This window comes from Streptomyces sp. H27-H1 (assembly GCF_026627445.1).
Classification (GTDB): Bacteria; Actinomycetota; Actinomycetes; order Streptomycetales; family Streptomycetaceae; genus Streptomyces.
Window position 1 is genome coordinate 25,247 of record NZ_JAPNLJ010000053.1, and the last position, 20,413, is coordinate 45,659.

20 protein-coding genes are annotated in these 20,413 nt (G+C 72.2%); 17 read left to right on the forward strand and 3 right to left on the reverse strand.

Going from position 1 to position 20,413, the window contains the following annotated elements:
- The first annotated feature begins 61 nt into the window (after nt 1-61).
- From OTB20_RS35405 to OTB20_RS35460, 12 genes are all read left to right on the forward strand, one after another.
- Entirely contained in the window at nt 62-694 is a 633-nt protein-coding gene (locus OTB20_RS35405) for an NUDIX domain-containing protein (RefSeq protein ID WP_267823930.1), read from the forward strand.
- Nucleotides 695-985: 291 nt separating this feature from the next.
- Nucleotides 986-2,965 (forward strand): tetratricopeptide repeat protein, encoded by a 1,980-nt coding sequence (locus OTB20_RS35410; RefSeq protein WP_267823932.1) that lies wholly within the window; start codon nt 986-988, stop codon nt 2,963-2,965.
- A 152-nt stretch (nt 2,966-3,117) separates the two neighbouring features.
- Nucleotides 3,118-4,233, forward strand: coding sequence for an alanine dehydrogenase (gene ald, locus OTB20_RS35415; protein WP_267758912.1), 1,116 nt, complete (start codon nt 3,118-3,120; stop codon nt 4,231-4,233).
- A gap of 326 nt (nt 4,234-4,559) precedes the next feature.
- A complete protein-coding gene (locus OTB20_RS35420; protein WP_267758910.1) occupies nt 4,560-5,720 on the forward strand; it encodes a ParA family protein in 1,161 nt (386 codons plus the stop codon).
- A complete protein-coding gene (locus OTB20_RS35425; protein ID WP_267823934.1) occupies nt 5,705-6,190 on the forward strand; it encodes a hypothetical protein in 486 nt (161 codons plus the stop codon). Before OTB20_RS35420 ends, OTB20_RS35425 begins: the two co-directional genes overlap by 16 nt.
- A gap of 261 nt (nt 6,191-6,451) precedes the next feature.
- Nucleotides 6,452-7,486, forward strand: coding sequence for a segregation and condensation protein A (locus OTB20_RS35430; RefSeq protein WP_267823937.1), 1,035 nt, complete (start codon nt 6,452-6,454; stop codon nt 7,484-7,486).
- Nucleotides 7,483-8,136, forward strand: coding sequence for an SMC-Scp complex subunit ScpB (scpB, locus tag OTB20_RS35435; protein WP_267823939.1), 654 nt, complete (start codon nt 7,483-7,485; stop codon nt 8,134-8,136). The genes OTB20_RS35430 and scpB overlap by 4 nt, the downstream gene beginning before the upstream one ends.
- Nucleotides 8,136-9,812: a pseudouridine synthase gene (locus OTB20_RS35440; protein WP_267823941.1), complete on the forward strand. Its 1,677-nt coding sequence runs from the start codon at nt 8,136-8,138 to the stop codon at nt 9,810-9,812. The genes scpB and OTB20_RS35440 overlap by 1 nt, the downstream gene beginning before the upstream one ends.
- A gap of 124 nt (nt 9,813-9,936) precedes the next feature.
- On the forward strand, nt 9,937-10,545 hold the full coding sequence (gene pnuC / locus OTB20_RS35445; protein ID WP_267823942.1) for a nicotinamide riboside transporter PnuC: 609 nt from the start codon (nt 9,937-9,939) through the stop codon (nt 10,543-10,545).
- Nucleotides 10,542-11,678 carry an AAA family ATPase gene (locus OTB20_RS35450; RefSeq protein WP_267823944.1) on the forward strand — a complete coding sequence of 379 codons (1,137 nt, stop codon included), beginning with the start codon at nt 10,542-10,544 and terminating at the stop codon, nt 11,676-11,678. The genes pnuC and OTB20_RS35450 overlap by 4 nt, the downstream gene beginning before the upstream one ends.
- Nucleotides 11,675-12,433 carry an NUDIX hydrolase gene (locus OTB20_RS35455; protein ID WP_267823946.1) on the forward strand — a complete coding sequence of 253 codons (759 nt, stop codon included), beginning with the start codon at nt 11,675-11,677 and terminating at the stop codon, nt 12,431-12,433. The genes OTB20_RS35450 and OTB20_RS35455 overlap by 4 nt, the downstream gene beginning before the upstream one ends.
- On the forward strand, nt 12,430-13,455 hold the full coding sequence (locus OTB20_RS35460; RefSeq protein WP_267823948.1) for an ADP-ribosylglycohydrolase family protein: 1,026 nt from the start codon (nt 12,430-12,432) through the stop codon (nt 13,453-13,455). Before OTB20_RS35455 ends, OTB20_RS35460 begins: the two co-directional genes overlap by 4 nt.
- 330 nt (nt 13,456-13,785) lie before the next feature.
- On the opposite strand, the gene OTB20_RS35465 is transcribed toward OTB20_RS35460, so the two are convergent.
- From OTB20_RS35465 to OTB20_RS35475, 3 genes are all read right to left on the reverse strand, one after another.
- Nucleotides 13,786-14,493, reverse strand: coding sequence for a DNA polymerase beta superfamily protein (locus OTB20_RS35465; protein WP_267823950.1), 708 nt, complete (start codon nt 14,491-14,493; stop codon nt 13,786-13,788).
- A 28-nt stretch (nt 14,494-14,521) separates the two neighbouring features.
- Nucleotides 14,522-14,977: a Rieske (2Fe-2S) protein gene (locus tag OTB20_RS35470; protein WP_267823952.1), complete on the reverse strand. Its 456-nt coding sequence runs from the start codon at nt 14,975-14,977 to the stop codon at nt 14,522-14,524.
- 84 nt (nt 14,978-15,061) lie between these two features.
- Nucleotides 15,062-15,403, reverse strand: coding sequence for a DUF952 domain-containing protein (locus OTB20_RS35475; protein WP_267823954.1), 342 nt, complete (start codon nt 15,401-15,403; stop codon nt 15,062-15,064).
- Between the two features lie 136 nt (nt 15,404-15,539).
- Between OTB20_RS35475 and OTB20_RS35480 the strand changes: the two genes are divergently transcribed.
- The 5 genes from OTB20_RS35480 to der all read left to right on the forward strand — a co-directional run bounded on the left by OTB20_RS35480 (nt 15,540) and on the right by der (nt 20,263).
- Nucleotides 15,540-15,998 (forward strand): YidB family protein, encoded by a 459-nt coding sequence (locus tag OTB20_RS35480; protein WP_267823956.1) that lies wholly within the window; start codon nt 15,540-15,542, stop codon nt 15,996-15,998.
- A 125-nt stretch (nt 15,999-16,123) separates the two neighbouring features.
- A complete protein-coding gene (locus OTB20_RS35485; protein WP_267823957.1) occupies nt 16,124-17,212 on the forward strand; it encodes a prephenate dehydrogenase in 1,089 nt (362 codons plus the stop codon).
- A 163-nt stretch (nt 17,213-17,375) separates the two neighbouring features.
- Nucleotides 17,376-18,083, forward strand: a complete 708-nt coding sequence (gene cmk, locus OTB20_RS35490; protein WP_267823960.1) for a (d)CMP kinase — start codon at nt 17,376-17,378, stop codon at nt 18,081-18,083.
- Between the two features lie 56 nt (nt 18,084-18,139).
- A complete protein-coding gene (locus OTB20_RS35495) occupies nt 18,140-18,727 on the forward strand; it encodes a lysophospholipid acyltransferase family protein (RefSeq protein ID WP_267823969.1) in 588 nt (195 codons plus the stop codon).
- 75 nt (nt 18,728-18,802) lie between these two features.
- The gene (gene der, locus OTB20_RS35500; RefSeq protein ID WP_267823961.1) at nt 18,803-20,263 is read left to right on the forward strand and encodes a ribosome biogenesis GTPase Der; all 1,461 of its coding nucleotides are present in this window, start codon (nt 18,803-18,805) and stop codon (nt 20,261-20,263) included.
- Nucleotides 20,264-20,413 lie beyond the last annotated feature (150 nt).

Here is a 20,413-nt window from a genome sequence, read left to right on the forward strand (position 1 = left end):
AGACAGCCGGGGTACGGAGATCCGTACCCCGGCTGTCGCGCGTTGTGGAGGGCTTCGGGGCATGGAGATCAAGGACACGGCGGAATCCTGGGAGACGGTGTCGACACAGCGGCCGTTCCAGGGCGCGAAGACGGCGGTGGCCTCCGACGGGGTACGGATGCCGGACGGGTCCGTGGCCCGCCGCGATTACCAGGTGCACCCCGGTTCGGTGTGCGTGCTGGCCCTGGACGAGGCGGGGCGGGTGCTGGTGCTGAGCCAGTACCGCCACCCGGTGCGGCGACGGCTGTGGGAGCTCCCGGCGGGCCTGCTGGACGTCGTGGGGGAGAACCCGCTGCACGGGGCCCAGCGCGAGCTGTACGAGGAGGCGCACATCAAGGCCGAGGACTGGCGGGTGCTGGCCGACTTCTACGCGTCCCCCGGCGGCTCGGACGAGGCCACCCGGATCTTCCTCGCGCGGGGTGTCTCCGAGGCGGACGGAGAGCGGTACGCGGAGTCCGGTTCGGAGGAGGCGGACATGGAGGTGCGGTGGGTGGCGCTGCCCGATCTCGTACGGGGAATCCTGGCGGGCGAGCTGGGCAACCCCGGGCTGGTGACGGGCGCCCTGGCCCTGTCCGCGGCCCTTGCCGCCGACCCGCCCCTGGCCTCCCTCCGGCCGGCCGAGTCCCCCTGGCCGGCCCGCCCGTACGAGGCGTAGCCCCATTGCGCGCCTCGATCGCCGGCCCCGCCGGCGATCGAGGCGCTCTTTCGGCCCGTCCGGCGTTCGAGGACGGGTCGGGGCCGCGCCCGGGGAACGGTGGAAGGGAGGCGGGGGACTTCGCCGCGCCGGGCCGACCGGGCCGCACGCGCCCACCCACCGTGCGCCCCGACATCGTAAAAACGGGCTATCGGCTGATCCGATCGGGCGATTTGTCCGCCGCGCTCCACCCTGTTCGTCGCTCTCCGTGAACTACGCTCGCAATCCGAAGGCAGCGAGAGGAGCGGATCCGTGACGGATTTCGTCGGGCGGCGGCGTGAGCTCAAAGAGCTCCGCGAGGACATCGCGCGAACCGGGCTCGACACCCTCTCCGGCCGCAAGGCCAAGTCGCCACGGGCCCGCGTGCTGCTCGTCGCCGGGCGCCCCGGCTCCGGCCGCACCGCCCTCGCCGAAGCACTGGTGCGCGAGATCGCCGACGACTATCCCGACGGGGTGTTCAAGGTCCGGCTCACCGCCCCCACCGGCGAGAGCGTCGCCACCGAGTGGGCCGTCCGCACCCTCCTGGAGGGGCTCGGGCAGCCCACCCCGCCCGGCGCCGCCGAGGACGAGCTCAGCTCGGCGCTGCGCACGGCCCTGGCCGGCCGCCGTGCCGTCCTCCTCGTCGACGACGCCTCCGATCCGCACCAGGTCGACGCCCTGCTGCCGGACACCCCCGAGTGCCTGGTCGTCGTCACCGCGGAGGGCCCCCTGACCGGGATTCCGGATGTCCGCCCCTGCACCCTCGGCGGCCTCGACACCCCCTCGGCGGTCCGGATGCTCGTCCAGCGCATCGGCGACATCCGCGTCGCCAACGACCCGCGCGCGGCCGAAGCCCTGGCCGAGGAATGCGGCGGCCAGCCCGCCGCGCTGGCCCTCGCGGGCGGCTGGCTCGCCGCACGGCCCAAGGCCTCCGTGGCGGACGTGGGCAAGCAGCTCCACGAGATGCCCGCCGCCGGCGGCGGCCCGCTCGCCAAGGCCTTCAGGCTCGTCTACGAATCCCTCCCGCAACCCGCCCAGCGGACCGTGCGGCTGCTTCCGCTTGCCCCCGCCGGCCTCGTCGACTCCCACGTCGCCTCCGCCCTCGCCGGCTGCTCCGTGGCCGCCGCGCAGTCGATCCTGGAGGAGTTCGCCGCGCTGGGCCTGCTGAGGTCGGCCCGCGACGGGCTGTACCAGCTCCCCGGCTGCCTCGCGCCCCTGCTCCAGGCCCTGCTGGAGGCCAAGGAGCGGCCCGCCGAGGTCCAGCTCGCCCGGGCCCGGATGCTGGAGCGCACCGTACGGCTGCTGCTCTCCTGCCGGGCCATGGCGGAACCGGACGAGGACGGCCCCGACGCCGTCGGGGGGCCGGAGAAGCTCGACGGGGTGCCGCGCGCGCTGCGCTTCGCCGACCGGCGGGCCGCGGAGACCTGGCTGAACACCCGGCTGCCCGCACTGTCCGCGGCCGCCTCGCTGGCTGTGGCCGACGGGGAGCTGGACACCCTGGCCCGCCGGTTCGTGGCGGCCCTGGCGGGGGCCCTCTCCGAGCACCGCGGCACGGCCGGGGCCGCTCCCGAGCTGTACGGGCTGCACCGGCTCGTCCTGAACGTGGCCGAGCGGCGCGATCTGCACCGGGAACAGGCCGCCGCACTGCTGAACCTGGCCGACCTGGACGCCGGGACCGGCCGGACGCGGGAGGCGCTGGAGCGCTACCGGGCCGCGCTGGACGCCGGAAAGGCGGCGAACGACCCGTACGCGGCGGGCCGCGCGATGGAATCCGTAGGAGGCGCGTACCAGGAGCTGGGCGACTGGCATCGGGCCTGCGACTGGTTCGGCCGGGCCCTGTCCCACTCCCTCGCGCGGGGGGAGCGCGCGGACGAGGCGCGGCTGTACGGGCGGCTGGGGAACGTACACACGTACGCGGGCCGGTACGGGGACGCGCTGCGGAGCTGGCGGGCGGCCTCGGCCGGCTACCGGAAGCTGGTCGATGTCCCGGGCCAGGCAAAGGCGTTGAGCGAGATGGCGCGGATCCAGGAGTACGCGGGGCGGCCCGAGGAATCGCTGCACACCTGCCGGGCCGCGGTGGAGCTGGCGCGCAAGGCCGGGGACCTGCGGCTTCAGGCCGCGCTGCAGGTGCGGCTGGCGGACACGCTGGACCGGCTGGGTGATCCCGCGGCGGCGAGGCTGCACAGGTCCGCAGCGGACAGATTGCTCGGGGACGACCCCGCGGCCTGCGAAATCCGTAGTAGTTCCGACTAAGATTATTCGTTTGCAAGGCTAGACAGCTGCTCATCCTTCATTAGACTGGCTTCACCAGGTCATCCCCTGGTGCATCCCGTTGCGCGTTCTTGTGAACGGGTTTGTATGGAAGTACTCCGAAACATCCCCTGAGCCAAGGACCGTGAGCCACGATGAAGGTCGGCATCCCCCGCGAGGTCAAGAACAACGAGTTCCGGGTCGCCATCACGCCCGCCGGCGTGCATGAGCTGGTCCGTAACGGCCACCAGGTCTTCATCGAGGAGAACGCCGGTGTGGGTTCCTCGATCACGGACGCGGAGTACGTGTCCGCCGGCGCCGAGATCCTCGGTACCGCCGACGAGGTCTGGGCGACCGCTGACCTGCTGCTGAAGGTCAAGGAGCCCATCGCGCAGGAGTACCACCGCCTGCGCAAGGACCAGACCCTCTTCACCTACCTGCACCTCGCGGCCTCCCGCGAGTGCACGGACGCCCTCCTGGAGTCCGGCACCACCGCCATCGCCTACGAGACGGTCGAGCAGGCCAACCGCGCCCTGCCGCTGCTCGCCCCGATGTCCGAGGTCGCGGGCCGGCTGGCCCCGCAGGTCGGCGCCTACCACCTGATGCGCTCGGTCGGCGGCCGCGGCGTGCTCCCCGGTGGGGTCCCCGGCACCCACGCCGGCGAGTGCGTGGTCATCGGCGGTGGCGTCTCCGGCTGGAACGCCGTGCAGATCGCCGTCGGCATGGGCTTCCACGTGACCCTGCTGGACCGCGACATCAACAAGCTCCGCGAGGCCGACAAGATCTTCGGTACGAAGATCAAGACGATCGTCTCCAACGCCTACGAGCTGGAGAAGGCCGTCATCGAGGCCGACCTCGTCGTCGGCGCCGTGCTGATCCCGGGTGCGAAGGCTCCGAAGCTGGTCACCAACGAGCTCGTCGCCAAGATGAAGCCCGGAAGTGTCCTTGTCGACATTGCGATCGACCAGGGCGGCTGCTTCGAGGACTCCCGTCCGACCACTCACGCCGAGCCGACCTTCCAGGTCCACAACTCGGTCTTCTACTGCGTCGCCAACATGCCGGGCGCGGTGCCGAACACCTCCACGTACGCGCTGACCAACGCCACGCTGCCCTACATCGTGCAGCTCGCGAACCTCGGCTGGGTCGAGGCGCTGCGCCGTGACCCGGCGCTGGCTCTGGGCCTCAACACCCATGACGGCCAGGTCGTTTACGGTCCCGTCGCCGAGGCCCACGGCCTCCAGACCCTCGAGCTGAGCGCGCTGCTCGGCTGAGTCGTCAACGACTGACGTCAATCTCACGTATCCGGCCGGACCTTGCTCGCGAGGTCCGGCCGGAGGCGTTCGAGGGGGCCTCGCCAGGGCCACTCAACTCGCCTCGAACGTAACCCTTTAACCCTTTCGCGCACCCGCGAAACTTCTCGGCGACAGCTCGTACGCCCTTGACAGAGTGGTGTTCGGTTGCCGACACATCACGGTGGGTCCGGCGGATTGTGTTGCCGCTGAGTGGTGACACGCCATAGAGTCGCCAACCGTCGGCATGGTGCCACGCTGACCTATCGATAAGTGTCCTGGTCACGTCCGAGGAGGTAAGACGACTTGTGAATGAGTCGACATTTGCTCCTGGAGGTGGTCGATCAGGAGGGCCTGCGCGGGGCCAGGGTCCTGCCGGAATCGAAGCGGTCGGATCCATCGCGGTCCGCACCTTCGCAAACCACCAGCACATGACGACGCCTCAAAAGAGCATGGACGGCCTAGACGTGAACTCCAGGGCCGGCGACCCGAGCGGCGAAAAGCCCGTGGGTTTCGCCGACTACGACAAGGTGCCCGAGGGGCATTTCTACGATCCCGACGCGGAGTACGAGCCCGATCCCGAGTACGCGGCCACTCTCGCCCCCGACGCTGCCCGCCAGCGCCGTGAGCGGATCGGCCCGACCGGACGGCCGCTGCCGTACTTCCCGATCCCGGGTCCGCTGACCGACCACGGGCCGGCGACCATCATCGCGATGTGCAACCAGAAGGGCGGCGTGGGCAAGACCACGTCGACCATCAACCTGGGTGCGGCACTCGCCGAGTACGGGCGCCGGGTGCTGCTCGTCGACTTCGACCCGCAGGGCGCGCTGTCCGTGGGTCTCGGCGTGAACCCGATGGAGCTCGACCTGACGGTCTACAACCTGCTCATGGAGCGGGGCATGCAGGCCGACGAGGTGCTGCTCAAGACGGCGGTTCCGAACATGGACCTGCTGCCGAGCAACATCGACCTGTCCGCTGCCGAAGTGCAGTTGGTCAGCGAGGTCGCGCGCGAGTCCTCGCTGCAGCGGGCGCTGAAGCCCCTGATGGCCGACTACGACTACATCGTGATCGACTGCCAGCCCTCGCTCGGTCTGCTGACCGTGAACGCCCTGACGGCGGCTCACAAGGTCATCGTGCCGCTGGAGTGCGAGTTCTTCGCGCTGCGCGGTGTGGCCCTGCTGACCGAGACCATCGAGAAGGTGCAGGAGCGGCTCAACCCGGAGCTGGAGCTCGACGGCATCCTCGCCACGATGTACGACTCCCGTACGGTGCACAGCCGTGAGGTGCTGGCGCGCGTCGTCGAGGCCTTCGACGAGCACGTCTACCACACGGTCATCGGCCGCACGGTGCGGTTCCCGGAGACCACGGTCGCCGGCGAGCCGATCACCACGTACGCCTCCAACTCCGTCGGCGCCGCCGCCTACCGACAGCTGGCCAGGGAGGTGCTCGCCCGGTGTCCCGCCGAGTGAGTCTGCCCGGAGCCGACGAACTGTTCCGTACGACCGGGGGGATGGCGCTGACGTCGCCCTCGGGTTCTTCCGGGCGGGGCGTGGAGCATGCGGCGACGGCCGCGGAGGGCACGGCGGGAGAGGGCCGCAGCCGGGAGGCCGGCACGGAGCCGGGCGTAGGCCCGCAGCGGCGGCCGCAGGAAGGTTCCGGTAACGCCGTCCCGGCCCCCACCCCCGGTCGGGTCAAGGGGCAGGGCCGGGGTGCCAACCGGCGGCCCAGCGGGCGCGAGCGGCACGACGAGAAGATCACGGTCTACGTCTCCGCGGAGGAGCTCATGGACCTGGAACACGCGCGGCTCGTGCTGCGCGGTGAGCACGGGCTGGCGGTCGACCGCGGGCGGATCGTCCGCGAGGCCGTGGCGGTGGTCCTGGCGGACCTGGAATCCCGCGGCGACGCGAGCATCCTGGTCCGCCGCCTCAGGGGCCGCTGAGCCCCTCCTGGCCCCGAACCACCGGCGCCGGCCCGGCGCCCCGGCAGGCCCCGGGCCCGGCCGCCCCCGGCCCAGCGGGCCCCGGCGTCCCTGGCGCCGGTCCCGCCGGAGTCCGGCCCGGCCACAAGGCCCCCGCGGAGCGCGCCCGAGTCCGGAGCGCGCCCGAGGCGGGTCCCCGCTCCCGGGGCCGCCGCCCGTGGGAGCCTTGGCCCCTGGCCCCGGCCCGATCGGCCGCTCCCCTCCGTACCACCCAGGACCGCGATGCCCCCTCCCGCCGAACCCGGACTCCCGCCCCGCCGCTCGCTGGGCCGCGGCCCGGGTGCCCCCGTACCGGTGGCGACGGAGGAGTTGCCCGGTCCCGGTCCCGCCCCTTCCGGGAGCCCGGGGGACGAACCCGCACCCCCTGCCGACGCCCCCGTACTCCCCGTCGGGGCCGAGCCCGCACCGGACCCGGTAGTGCCCGCACCGGAGCCGGCAGCGCCTGCACCGGATCCGGCCGCGGACGGGCGGTTCACCGTGCGGCTCGGGAACTTCGAAGGGCCCTTCGACCTGCTGCTGCAGTTGATCTCCCGGCACAAGCTCGACGTCACCGAGGTCGCGCTGTCGGAGGTCACCAACGAGTTCATGGCGTACATCCGCGCCATGGGGCCCGACTGGGACCTCGACCAGACGACCGAGTTCCTCGTGGTCGCCGCCACCTTGCTCGACCTCAAGGCGGCCCGGCTGCTGCCCGTCGCGGAGGTCGAGGACGAGGCGGACCTCGCGCTGCTGGAGGCCAGGGACCTGTTGTTCGCCCGGCTGCTGCAGTACCGGGCGTACAAGCGGATCGCCGACATCTTCCAGGAGCGGGCCGACACCGAGGCCAGGCGGTACCCGCGCACCGTGGGACTGGAGCCGCACCTCGCCGAGCTCCTCCCCGAGGTGGTCATCAGCATCGGCGGGGAGGGGCTGGCGAGGCTCGCGGTCAAGGCGATGCAGCCCCGCGCGAAGCCGCAGGTGTACGTGGACCACATCCACGCGCCCCTGGTGAGCGTCCGGGAGCAGGCCGCGCTGGTCGTGGCGCTGCTCAAGGCACGCGGCGAGGCGACCTTCCAGGAGCTCACCGAGGGCGCCGCCGACACCCTGACCGTCGTGGCGCGCTTCCTGGCCCTCCTGGAGCTCTACCGGGAGAAGGCCGTGGTTCTGGACCAAGAAGAGGCCCTGAAGACGCTCACGGTGCGCTGGAGCGGCGGGGACGGGGACGGCATGCCGAAGGTGACGGACGAGTTCGACCGGATCGTGGAGGTCAAGGAATGAGCAGCGAGGAGGCGACGCGGGCGGCCGGGCCGGCGGATCCGGCCGGGCTTGCGCTGAAGCCGGCCCTGGAAGCCGTACTCATGGTCGTGGACGAGCCGGCGACCGAGGCGCACCTGGCCAAGGTGCTGGAGCGGACTCCCCGGGAGGTCGCGGACGCGCTGCGCGAGCTGGTGGACGAGTACGAGGTCCAGGGCCGCGGATTCGAATTGCGGCTGGTCGCGGGAGGCTGGCGGTTCTACAGCCGGGCGGACTACGCCCCGGCGGTCGAGGCCTTCGTCCTGGACGGCCAGCAGGCCCGTCTCACCCAGGCGGCCCTGGAGACCATGGCCGTCGTCGCGTACCGCCAGCCGGTCAGCCGCTCGAGGGTCTCGGCGGTCCGCGGAGTCAACTGCGACGGGGTCATGCGCACCCTCCTCCAGCGGGGTCTGGTCGAGGAGGCGGGGACGGAACCCGAAACAGGTGCGATCCTGTACAGGACGACGAACTACTTTCTGGAGCGGATGGGCCTGCGTGGCCTGGACGAGCTCCCGGAGCTCGCGCCCTTCCTCCCCGAGGCGGACGCGATCGAAGCCGAGACGCAAGAGGGTGTTCCGTCGTTCGATCCGGATGCACCGGATACCGATGAAGACGACAAGACGACGGAACTTTGATGCGAAGCAGCGGCAACGACAACGGTGGCGGCAACAGGAACAGCAGCGGCGGTGGTGGCGGCGCGCGCGGTGGCTCCCGCGGCGGCAGCTCCAGCGGCGGCGGTGGCTACCGCGGTAGCGGCTCCGGCGGGGGCAGCGGCTCGGGCGGCGGCTCCCGCGGGGGCAGCTCGGGCGGCGGCTACCAGGGCGGTGGCAGCTCCGGTGGTGGCTCCCGTGGTGGCAGCTCTTCCGGTGGTGGTTACCAGGGTGGTGGCTCCCGTGGTGGCAGCTCCTCTGGTGGCGGTTACCAGGGTGGCGGCAGCTCCGGTGGGGGCTCGCGTGGGGGCAGCTCCTCTGGTGGTTACCAGGGTGGTGGCTCCCGTGGCGGTAGCTCTTCCGGTGGCGGTTACCAGGGCGGCGGCAGCTCCGGTGGTGGCTCCCGTGGTGGCAGCTCTTCCGGTGGTGGTTACCAGGGTGGTGGCTCCCGTGGTGGCAGCTCTTCCGGTGGTGGTTACCAGGGTGGTGGCTCCCGTGGTGGCAGCTCCTCCGGTGGTGGCTACCAGGGCGGCGGCTCCAGCGGCGGCTACCAGGGTGGCTCCGACTCGCGTGACCGTGACCGCGAGCAGGCCCCCCGCATCCGCAACCCCCGCCCCGAGGAGCGTCGCTACGACGTAGGCCCCGAGGGCGAGCGCAACGGCCGCGGTGGTGCCAAGGCGGGCGGCGGCGGTGCCCGTGGCGCGGCCGACGGCAACCGTGGCGGTGCGCGCGGCGCGGCGGCCCGCGGTGGCGCCAAGGGCGGCCCCAAGACCTCCAAGGCCCCCGCGATCGGCGGCGCGGGCGGCCCCCGCATCGGCCCCGGCAGCCGCAGCGGCCAGTCCAAGCCGCGTGAGCTGGAGGCGCGGATCGAGGAGCGCGTGCGCGACCGCTACGCCGACAAGCCCGTGATCAAGACCCCGAAGACCTTCCCGGGCGCCGAGGAGGAGGGCGAGCGTCTGCAGAAGGTGCTCGCCCGTGCCGGCATGGGCTCGCGCCGCGCGTGCGAGGAGCTCATCGAGCGGGCGCGCGTCGAGGTCAACGGCGAGATCGTTCTGGAGCAGGGCAAGCGCGTCAAGCCGACGGACGAGATCAAGGTGGACGGCCTGACCGTCGCCACCCAGTCGTACCTGTTCTTCGCGCTGAACAAGCCGGCCGGTGTCGTCTCCACCATGGAGGACCCCGACGGCCGCCAGTGCCTCGGTGACTACGTCACCAACCGTGAGACGCGTCTCTTCCACGTCGGCCGGCTCGACACCGAGACCGAGGGCATCATCCTGCTCACCAACCACGGTGAGCTGGCCCACCGCCTCACGCACCCGAAGTACGGCGTGAAGAAGACCTACGTCGCGGCGATCACCGGCCCGCTGCCCCGCGAGATCGGCAAGCGGCTCAAGGACGGCATTGAGCTGGAGGACGGGTACGCCCGCGCCGACCACTTCCGTGTCATCGACCAGCTCGGCAAGAACTACCTGGTCGAGGTGACCCTCCACGAGGGCCGCAAGCACATCGTCCGCCGCATGATGGCGGAGGCCGGCTTCCCGGTCGAGAAGCTCGTCCGTACGGGCTTCGGCCCGATCGAGCTCGGCGACCAGAAGTCCGGCTGGCTGCGCCGCCTGACCAACACCGAGGTCGGCATGCTCATGCGCGAGGTCGGTCTGTAGTACCCGGCCCCCTGAAGGCCTCCAGAACCCGCGGTGCCCTTGGGCGCCGCGGGTTTTTCGGTTGTGCCGGACCCCCCGACCTGTTTATAGTCAACCTGACTATAAAGAGATCGGGAGGGGTGTCATGGGGTGGCAGACGAGCTGGACCGAGATCCTCGGGTTCGTCACGGGGGCCGTGTGCGTCTGGCTGGTCGCCCGGCAGCACATCGCGAACTGGCCGATCGGCATCGCGAACAACGTGTTCTTCATCGTGCTCTTCGCCCAGGCGGGCCTCTACGCCGGCGCCGGGCTGCAGATCGTCTTCATCGCCCTCGCCGCGTACGGCTGGTGGTCCTGGACCCACGGGGGCGGACCGGGAACGGCCTCGGCCCTGCCGGTACGCCGTACCACCGCCGCCGAGTGGGCCGTGCTGGCCGCGGCGGGAGCGGTCGGCGTACTCGGCCTGACCCTCCTGCTGAGCCGGGTCACCGACTCCACCGTCCCGTTCTGGGACGCGCTGACGACCGGGCTCTCGCTCATGGCCACCTACGGGCAGTGCCGCAAGCTCGTCGAATCCTGGTGGCTGTGGATCGCCGCCGACCTCGTGTACATCCCGCTGTACATCTACCAGGGGCTCTACCTGACCTCGCTGCTCTACGTCGTCTTCCTCGGCCTGTGCGTGGCCGGACTGCTCGGCTGGCGCCGGGCGCTCCCCGCCCGCGGAGCCCACCAGGCGCGGCAGGCGATGGCATGAAGCGCTACGGCCACGGGCTGGTCCTCGGAAAGTTCTATCCGCCGCACGCCGGCCACCACCACCTGGTGCGCACCGCTCAGGACCAGTGCGAGCGGCTGACGGTACTGGTCTGCGCGGCCTCGGTGGAGTCCGTACCGCTCGCCGACCGGGTCGCCTGGGTGCGCGAGGCGCACCCGGGGGCCGACGTGGTCGGAGCGGTCGACGACATCCCGGTCGACCTCCACGACCCGGCGGTCTGGGAGGCCCACATGGCGATCTTCCGGGGCGCGGTGGGCCGGCCGGTCGACGCCGTCTTCACCTCCGAGGCCTACGGGACCGAGCTCGCGCGGCGGTTCGCGGCCGAGGCGGTCTGCGTGGACCGGGAACGCACCCTCTTCCCGGTGTCCGGCACGGCCGTACGGGCCGACCCCGTCGGGAACTGGGAGTTCCTGGGACCCGCCGTACGGGCCGCACTGACCAGGCGGGTCGTCGTACTGGGCGCCGAGTCCACCGGCACGACCACGCTGTCGCGGGCGCTGGCGGCGCACTGGCGGGAGCGCGGCGGGGTGTGGGCGAAGACGGGCTGGGTCGCCGAGTACGGCCGCCGGTACAGCGAGGAGCGGCTGGCGGAGGCGCGCGCGGCGGACCCGGCGGCGACCTGGGCCGATGTGAGCTTCACCTCGGCGGAGTTCCCGGTGATCGCACGGCGGCAGGACGCGGAGGAGGAGCGGGCGGCCCGGCTGGGGTCACCGGTGCTCTTCTGCGACACCGACTCCTTCGCCACCGGGATCTGGCACGAGCGCTACATGGGCGGGCGCAACGAGGAGGTCGAGCGGATCGCCGCCGGCACCCGGCGGGACCTGTACCTGCTCACCGACCACGCGGACGTGCCCTTCGAGGACGACGGGCTCCGCGACGGACCACAGCTGAGGCCGTGGATGACCGGGCGGTTCCTGGCGGAACTGGAGCGGACCGGGAAGCGCTTCCTCGTGCTCCGCGGGGACCGGGAGACGAGGCTGGCGGCTGCGGCGGCGGCCGTAGACGGACTCCTGGCGGAAGGCTGGCAGTTCGCCGATCCGCTGCCGGAACGGGTGGCGGATCCGGTGGCGGTGGCGGGGCAGGTGTCCGGACGGATGCGGGAGCGGAGCCGATGAGTGCAACCGGACAGGGACACGGCTACGACCCGCACGCCTTCGAACCCTTCGCGGTGACCGTCGACCTCGCCGTCTTCACCGTGCGCGACGGGATCCTGCACGTCCTGCTGATCCGGCGCGGCCAGGAGCCGTACGCGGGAGCCTGGGCGCTGCCCGGCGGCTTCCTGCTGCCCCGGGAATCCGCGGAGGCCGCCGCCCGGCGTGAACTGGCCGAGGAGACCGGCCTGTCGGCGGAGGTGATCGCCGCCCTGCACCTGGACCAGCTGCGCACCTACAGCGAACCCGACCGCGACCCCCGGATGCGGGTCGTCTCGGTGGCCTTCACCGCGCTCGTCCCCGATCTGCCGGAACCGGTGGCCGGGGGCGGCGGAGACGCGGACCGCGCCCGCTGGGCGGCAGTGGGGGAGGCCTGCGATCCGGCCTTCCAACTGGCCTTCGACCACGCGGAGATCCTCGCGGACGCCCGTTCCCGCGTGGGCGCGAAGCTGGAGTACAGCTGCCTGGCCACCGCCTTCTGCCCGCCCGAGTTCACCCTCGGCGAGCTCCAGGCCGTCTACGAGACCGTCTGGGACACCGCCCTGGACCGCCCCAACTTCCGCCGCAAGGTCCTGGCCACGCCCGGCTTCGTCGAGGCCGTGCCCGGAGCCGCCCGGCTCACCGGGGGCCGCGGCAAACCGGCCGCGCTCTACCGGCCCGGTCCCGCGACCACCCTGCACCCGCCCCTGCTGCGCCCCTCGGAAGGACACGTGCGATGACCACGACCAGGCACACGAAGCGAGCGGCGACCGGAGCCCTGATGGGCCTGGCGCTGGGAGACGCGCTCGGCTTCCCGACGGAGTTCAACGACGTACCGGGGATCCTGGCCAAGACCGGCCCCTGGCGGTCCATGGAACTGCCCCGGCCGGCGATCGTCACCGACGACACCCAGATGACACTGGCCTTCGCCCGGGGCATACGGACCGCCGCGGACCGGGGCCGGGTGGGCCCGCTGCGGCTGGCCCGGCCGGTCCGGGAGGAGTTCGTCGACTGGTACCACTCCCCGGAGAACAACCGGGCCCCGGGCCGCACCTGCCTGAAGGCCTGCAGCCTGCTGAACCTGCCCGAGCGGGACTGGCGCGACGCCAGCCAGCTCGGCTCCAAAGGCTGCGGAGCGAACATGCGGGTGGCTCCGGCCGGGCTGGTGCCGGACTGGACGCAGGAGGAGAGGGCCGGCGCGGCCCAGCTCCAGTCGGCCCTGACCCACGGCCACCCGACGGCTCTGGCCGCCTCCGACCTCACGGCGCGGGCCGTGTACCTGCTGGCCCAGGGCACCGAGGTGACCGGGCTGGTCGGGCAGCTGCGCTCGTACGCCCTGGAGAACCGCACCCGCTACCACGAGCGCTGGCTCGGCGACCTCTGGACACGGACGGCCTGCGACCCCTCGGCCGAATCCTTCATGGCGCGCGGCTGGGACGAATGCCTGGCGGTCCTGGACCGGCTGGCGGCGGCCCTGCGCACGCCGTCCCCGGAAACGGACCCCTGCCTGACGACGGGTGACGGCTGGATCGCCGAGGAGGCTCTTGCCACCGCCCTCCAGTGCTTCCTCCTCTTCCCGGAGGAACCGCTCCTGGCCCTGCGCCGAGCGGCCTGTACGCGAGGCGACTCCGACTCCATCGCCTGCCTCGCCGGCGCCTTCGCGGGCGCCCACCTCGGCGCGGACGCCTGGCCCCGCGACTGGGAGGGCCGTATCGAGTACCGCGCCGAACTCCTCGCCTTCGGCGCACTCTGGGACGCGTGAGCCGGCGGGGACGATCACCCATCGGCCTTCCGGTAGAGGTTCGTTGACAGGTCCTCGCGGATCGCATGGGAGGGCGGCCGGGCTGGCTGCGCGGCGCCCGGAACTGGCGGCTGATCCAGCACTAGCAGCCGGTCGCCTTCGTCACCGACGAGGGGGAAGTGACGTACCTGAGGTGGAACGCGAGGAGTTCGAGCGGCTCCTCGCCCCCGCCACACCCGTGCGGCCGGATCCGGAGCGCCGTGTCGAGCGCGCCCCGTGGCCGCTGGGAGGTCCGAGCCGCCCGCGACCCCGAACTGGGGCCCGGCCTGACCCCGTGACGCGGCGAACGGCCTAGCCCAGCGCCGACGCGCGGCGGGTGCGCAGGAGGAAGTCCTCCACGCGCGGGAGGTCCGGGGCTTCGGGGAGGCCGGTCGTGCCGAGGGCAAACTCGGTTTCCTCCGTCAGGCGGGTCATCCAGGCGTCGACCTCGTCCCAGGTGAGCTCGCCGCGGCGGACCGCGAGGAGGCGGTCGCGGTAGGGGCTCGCGTCGATCGCCAGGCGGCCGGTGCGCAGCAGGTCGCGGCAGGACAGGAGCAGGCGCAGCAGGTGCATGGCGTGCTTCCAGCGCGGGGCGCCGTGGTTGCGGAGGTCGCCGAGGAGTTTGCCGCGCTGGGAGGCGGCGTACCGGCTGAAGGTGACGTGGGCCCGGCGGGAGAGGAACGCCTCGCGCAGCGAGAGGAGTTCTGCTCCGACCGGGGTGAGGTCCTCCACGAGAGGGGAGTGGAGGACCTCCAGGATGTTCGGGTTGGCGCGCAGTGCGAGTTCGCAGAAGCGCTCCAGCTCCCACGAGAACTCCTCGTCCCAGGGCCCGTCCACGTGCGCCGGCGGCTTCTCGAAGCGCCAGAACAGCGGTGTGGGGGTGAGGTAGACACCGCGCCGGTCGGTGTCGCTCGCCTCGGTCGCCAGGCCGAACGCCCTCGAACCCATCACGCACGAGTAGACCGTGTGGTCCCTGACCAGGGTGAGTTCGAGCGGCTCGGGCGTCGGCTTGTCGTTCATCCGCCGAGACTAGGCAGGTATCTCTGCGCTACGCGAGGGAGATTTCGCCCGCCGGGGAGACGGTGATCTTCTTCTCGGCCAGGGGCCGGGTGGCCGGACCGTGCGCGACCGCGCCGTCCGCCACTTTGAACTTGCTTCCGTGGCAAGGGCAGTCGATCGTGCCGGCCTCCACCTTGTCCACGAGGCAGCCCGAGTGCGTGCACACCGCCGTGAAGCAGCGGAAGGAGCCCGCCGTCGGCTGGGTGACGACCAGCTTCTCGTCCTTGAGGACCCTGCCGCCGCCGACCGGTACCTCCGAGGACTTGACCAGCGCCTTGGCGTCCCCGGCCGGTGCCTCCGGACTCTGCGCCGTGGGCGCGCTGCCGCCCTCGGACTTCGGCTTCGTCTCGTCGGCTCCGCCGCACGCGGTCAGCACGCCGCCTGCCAGGACTCCGGCGCCGGCGGTGAGAACCGTGCGCCGGGCGGTGCGGGTGGGGTCGTTCATGATTTCTCCTCGGGTGATCGCCGGGATTGGCGAGAGGCATCCTGGCGTGTGACGGGCCTCAGGAACACCCCGCCACGCCTTGGCTCAGCCCTCCGGCGGCCGGGGGACGAGTTCTCCCGGCGCGCCGTAAGCGCGTACGACCTCCCACACGCGCACCACGGCGTCCCGGTTCAGCGGTCCGTGGACGTGCGGGTAGCGGATCCCCGTTCCACCCTCCCGGCGGACCTCAGAGGTGAGGGCCTGCTCGTCGAGTTCCACGGCGAGCAGGGTCCCCGGTACGCCGCCGTAGTGCGAGGCGGCGATCGCCAGCGCCGTCTCCGGATCCGCGGAACAGTGCACGAAACCCTCGGAGTCGAGGGAGGGCGGGGCGTACGGGCGCGCTGGATCGGCGGTCCAGTCGGCGAGCGGTACGAGGTGGAAGATCATGCCGATCGTTCTACCGCAGTCGGCGCACGGCTCTGCGCCAAGTGGCAGAGGTGCCTGAATTGGGTGACATTGTCGGTATCTCGAAGCCGGCTGCGTCGAATTCCGTGCGCCCGGTCCCTCTTCGAAAGGCATCACCATGGCGGGCAACGACCTCGGCTCCCTTCTCGGCGGCCTCCTCGGCGGCAGCGGCGGACAGGGCGGCAGCGGTGGCGGCGGCAACATCCTCGGCGCCCTCCTCGGCGCGCTGACGGGCGGCGGGGGCGGAGCCCAGGCGGCCGGTGGCGCAGGCGGTGCCGGCGGAGCCGGGAACAACCCGCTCGGGGGGCTGATGGACATGCTGACCAAGTCGGGACTCGCCGACCAGGCCCAGTCCTGGGTCGGTACCGGCGACAACAAGCCGGTCAGCGGCGCCGAGATCGCCAAGGCCCTGCCGGACGAGACCCTGGCCAAGGTCGCCGAGCAGGCGGGCGTCACCCCGCAGGACGCCGCCGACCAGCTCGCGCAGGCCCTCCCGCAGGCCGTGGACAAGCTGACCCCCGAGGGCTCGGTCCCGAGCGGCTCGCTGGAGGACATCATCAAGCAGCAGAACCTGTAGGCCGGGACTGCACTCCCGGCGAGGGCCCGGCGGCCCGTCCCAGCGGACGGACCGCCGGGTCCTCGCGCCGTCCCCGCTGGCTACCCTGAGGCAGGCACCGCCGTCACATACCCCTGGAGCACCCCGTGAGAACCGCCGTCGTCATCGGAACCGGACTGATCGGCACCTCCGCGGCGCTCGCCCTCGCCGCCCGCGGCATCGCCGTCCACCTGGCCGACCGCGACCAGGGGCAGGTCCGTACGGCCGCCGCGCTCGGCGCCGGCACGGAGGAGGCCCACCAGGGCAGGGCCGACCTCGCGATCATCGCCGTACCGCCCGCCCACGTGGCCGCCGCCCTCGCCGACGCCATAGGCCGCGACCTGGCCCGCGCCTACGTGGACGTGGCCAGCGTCAAGGGCGGACCGCGCCGGGAACTGGACGCGCTCGGCGTGGACACGAAGACCTACATCGGCACCCACCCGATGGCCGGCAAGGAGCAGTCCGGACCGCTCGCGGCCTCCGCCGACCTCTTCGAGGGCCGGCCCTGGGTGCTGACGCCGACCCGGGAGACCGACCACGAGGTGCTGAACCTCGCACTGGAGCTGGTGGCGCTGTGCCGGGCCGTCCCGGTGGTCATGGACGCCGATGCCCACGACCGTGCCGTCGCGCTGGTCTCCCACACCCCGCAACTGGTCTCCAGCATGGTCGCGGCCCGGCTTGAGGAGGCCGACGAGACCGCGGTGCGGCTGTGCGGACAGGGCATCCGCGACGTGACCCGGATCGCCGCCTCCGACCCGCGGATGTGGGTGGAGATCCTCTCGGCGAACCCGGGACCCGTGGCGGACGTGCTCACGGGCATCGCCGCCGACCTGGAGGAGACGGTGCAAGCCCTACGGGGCCTGCAGTCGGCCGACGAGGCCAAGCGCCGCGGCGGCGCGGCCGGCATCGAGGACGTACTGCGCCGCGGCAACGCGGGACGGGTCCGGGTGCCGGGCAAGCACGGAGCCGCCCCCACGGTCTACGAGACGGTGGCCGTCCTCATCTCCGACCAGCCGGGCGAACTCGCGCGGATCTTCGCCGACGCCGGCCGGGCCGGGGTCAACATCGAGGACGTGCGGATCGAGCACGCGACGGGCCAGCAGGCGGGCCTGGTCCAGCTGATGGTCGAACCCCGGGCGGTGACCGGCCTCAAGGCCGAGCTGCGCGAACGCGGCTGGGCACTGCGCCAGCAGTAGGCGGGGATCCCGGCCCACGGCCGCCCCGGCCCCGGCGCCCACGGCCGCCCCGGGGCCGCCTGTCACGGCCCCGGCGGGCGACCGCGAAAAGCCCGGTAACCTGGAGGAGGGGCGCTATTGGCGCGCCCGGACACGTACGCGCAACCAGGAAGGTGCCCGCACCGTGGAAACCGCAGCTCCGACCGCCGTGATCGTCGCCATCGACGGTCCCTCCGGCACGGGCAAGTCCAGCACTTCCAAGGCCGTGGCCGCCAAGCTCGGGCTGCGCTACCTGGACACCGGCGCCCAGTACCGGGCCATCACCTGGTGGATGATCACCAACGGCATCGACATCGAGGACCCGCAGGCGATCGCCCTCGCGGCGGGCAAGCCCGTCATCGTGTCCGGCACGGATCCCTCCGCGCCGACCATCACCGTCGACGGCCACGACGCCTCCGGCCCGATCCGGACCCAGGAGGTCACCTCCAAGGTCAGCGCCGTGAGCGCCGTCCCCGAGGTGCGCACCCTGATCACCGAGCTCCAGCGGTCCATCGCCGCCGAGGCGGCCGACGAGGCCGACGGCATCGTCGTCGAGGGCCGGGACATCGGCACCACCGTGCTGCCCGACGCCGACCTGAAGATCTTCCTCACCGCCTCCGCCGAGGCCCGCGCGGCCCGCCGCAGCGGCGAGCTGCGGGGCAAGGAGGCCACGGATCTCGCGGCCACCAAGGAGGCGCTGATCAAGCGCGACGCCGCCGACTCCGGCCGCAAGACCTCTCCGCTGGCCAAGGCCGGCGACGCGGTCGAGGTGGACACCACCGAGCTCACGCTCGACCGGGTGATCGAGTGCGTCGTGACCCTGGTCGAAGAGAAGCGGGCGGGCCGCAAGTGAGCGAAACGCCCTCCCTCAAGGGTGCGGCGACCGGCCGGCGGATCGGCATCGGGCTCATGTACGGCCTCTGGAAGCCGCGCGTGCTGGGGGCCTGGAAGGTCCCCGCCGCCGGCCCCGTCATCCTGGCCGTGAACCACTCGCACAACATCGACGGCCCCATGGTCATGGGCACCGCCCCCCGGCCGCTGCACTTCCTGATCAAGAAGGAGGCGTACGTCGGCCCGCTCGGCCCCTTCCTCGAAGGGATCGGGCAGGTGAAGGTGGACCGCTCCGGCACCGACCGCACGGCGATCAGCCGTGCGCTGGGCGTACTGCAGAACGGCGGAGCCCTGGGGATCTTCCCCGAGGGCAGCCGGGGCGAAGGCGACTTCGCCTCCCTGCGCGCGGGACTCGCGTACTTCGCGGTCCGCGCCGGGGCGCCCATCGTGCCGGTCGCCGTCCTGGGCAGCACCGAGCGGCGCGGCCGCGTCGTCAAGGGGCTGCCGCCGCTGAGAAGCAGGGTCGACATCGTCTTCGGCGATGCCTTCGACGCCGGGGACGGCAGTGGCCGCCGTACCCGTACCGCGCTTGACCAGGCCACCGTAAGAATCCAGGACCGGCTGACCGCCCACCTGGCCGACGCCAAGCGCCTCACCGGGCGCTGAGCGAGACTTGACCTAGTAGTGGAACCGCGCTGCGCGGGCCCCACCGATCACCACGAACGACGAGGAACGGACTTCATGAACGACCAGCACGACCAAGGAGCACTTGGCGACGCCGAGTACGCGGAGTTCATGGAGCTCGCCGCGGAGGAAGGCTTCGACGTCGAGGATGTCGAGGGCGCGATTTCGGAGGCGAGCCACGGCCCGCTTCCCGTCCTCGCCGTCGTCGGCCGCCCGAACGTCGGCAAGTCGACCCTGGTGAACCGGATCATCGGCCGCCGCGAGGCGGTCGTCGAGGACAAGCCCGGCGTCACCCGCGACCGCGTCAACTACGAGGCCGAGTGGGCCGGCCGCCGGTTCAGGGTCGTCGACACCGGCGGCTGGGAGCAGGACGTCCTCGGTATCGACGCCTCCGTCGCCGCCCAGGCCGAATACGCCATCGAGTCCGCCGACGCGGTCGTCTTCGTCGTGGACGCCAAGGTCGGCGCCACCGACACCGACGAGGCCGTCGTCCGCCTGCTTCGCAAGGCGGGCAAGCCCGTCGTGCTGTGCGCGAACAAGGTCGACGGCCAGAGCGGCGAGTCCGACGCGGCCTCGCTGTGGTCGCTGGGCCTCGGCTACCCGCACCCGGTCTCCTCGCTGCACGGCCGCGGCACCGGCGACATGCTCGACGCCGTCCTGGAGGCCCTTCCGGAGGCGCCCGAGCAGACCTTCGGCACCGCCGTCGGCGGTCCGCGCCGGATCGCGCTCATCGGCCGCCCGAACGTCGGCAAGTCCTCCCTCCTGAACAAGGTCGCCAAGGAGGACCGGGTCGTCGTCAACGAGATCGCCGGTACCACCCGCGACCCGGTCGACGAGCTGATCCAGCTCGGCGGGGTCACCTGGAAGTTCATCGACACCGCGGGCATCCGCAAGAAGGTCCACCTCCAGCAGGGCGCCGACTACTACGCCTCGCTGCGTACGGCCGCCGCCGTGGAGAAGGCGGAGGTCGCGGTCATCCTGATCGACACGACCGAGAACATCTCCGTCCAGGACCAGCGCATCATCACCATGGCCGTCGAGGCGGGCCGCGCGATCGTGATCGCGTACAACAAGTGGGACGACCTCGACGAGGAGCGCCGCTACTACCTCGAGCGCGAGATCGAGACCGAGATGCAGCAGGTCGCCTGGGCGCCCCGGGTGAACGTCTCGGCGCTCACCGGCCGCCACATGGAGAAGCTGGTCCCGGCCATCGAGACCGCCCTCGCCGGCTGGGAGACGCGCATCCCGACCGGCCGTCTGAACGCCTTCCTCGGCGAGGTCGTCGCCGCCCACCCGCACCCGATCCGGGGCGGCAAGCAGCCGCGCATCCTGTTCGGTACGCAGGCGGGCAGCAAGCCGCCGCGGTTCGTCCTCTTCGCCTCGGGCTTCCTGGAGCACGGCTACCGCCGCTTCATCGAGCGCCGCCTGCGCGAGGAGTTCGGCTTCGAGGGGACCCCGATCCACATCTCGGTCCGCGTCCGCGAGAAGCGCGGTGCGCAGCACAAGCGCAAGATGTAGTGAGACGTCAGCGGGGCCGCCGGGGCTAGGTCCTGTCTGGAGATCGGATTATGAATGTGGTGCGATGCTGCGGAGCCAGAGCATCGCACCGCACAGATGCAGGCCGGCCTCGTAGCTTTCTGGCGTCTTGTCAAAGCGGAACGCGATGCC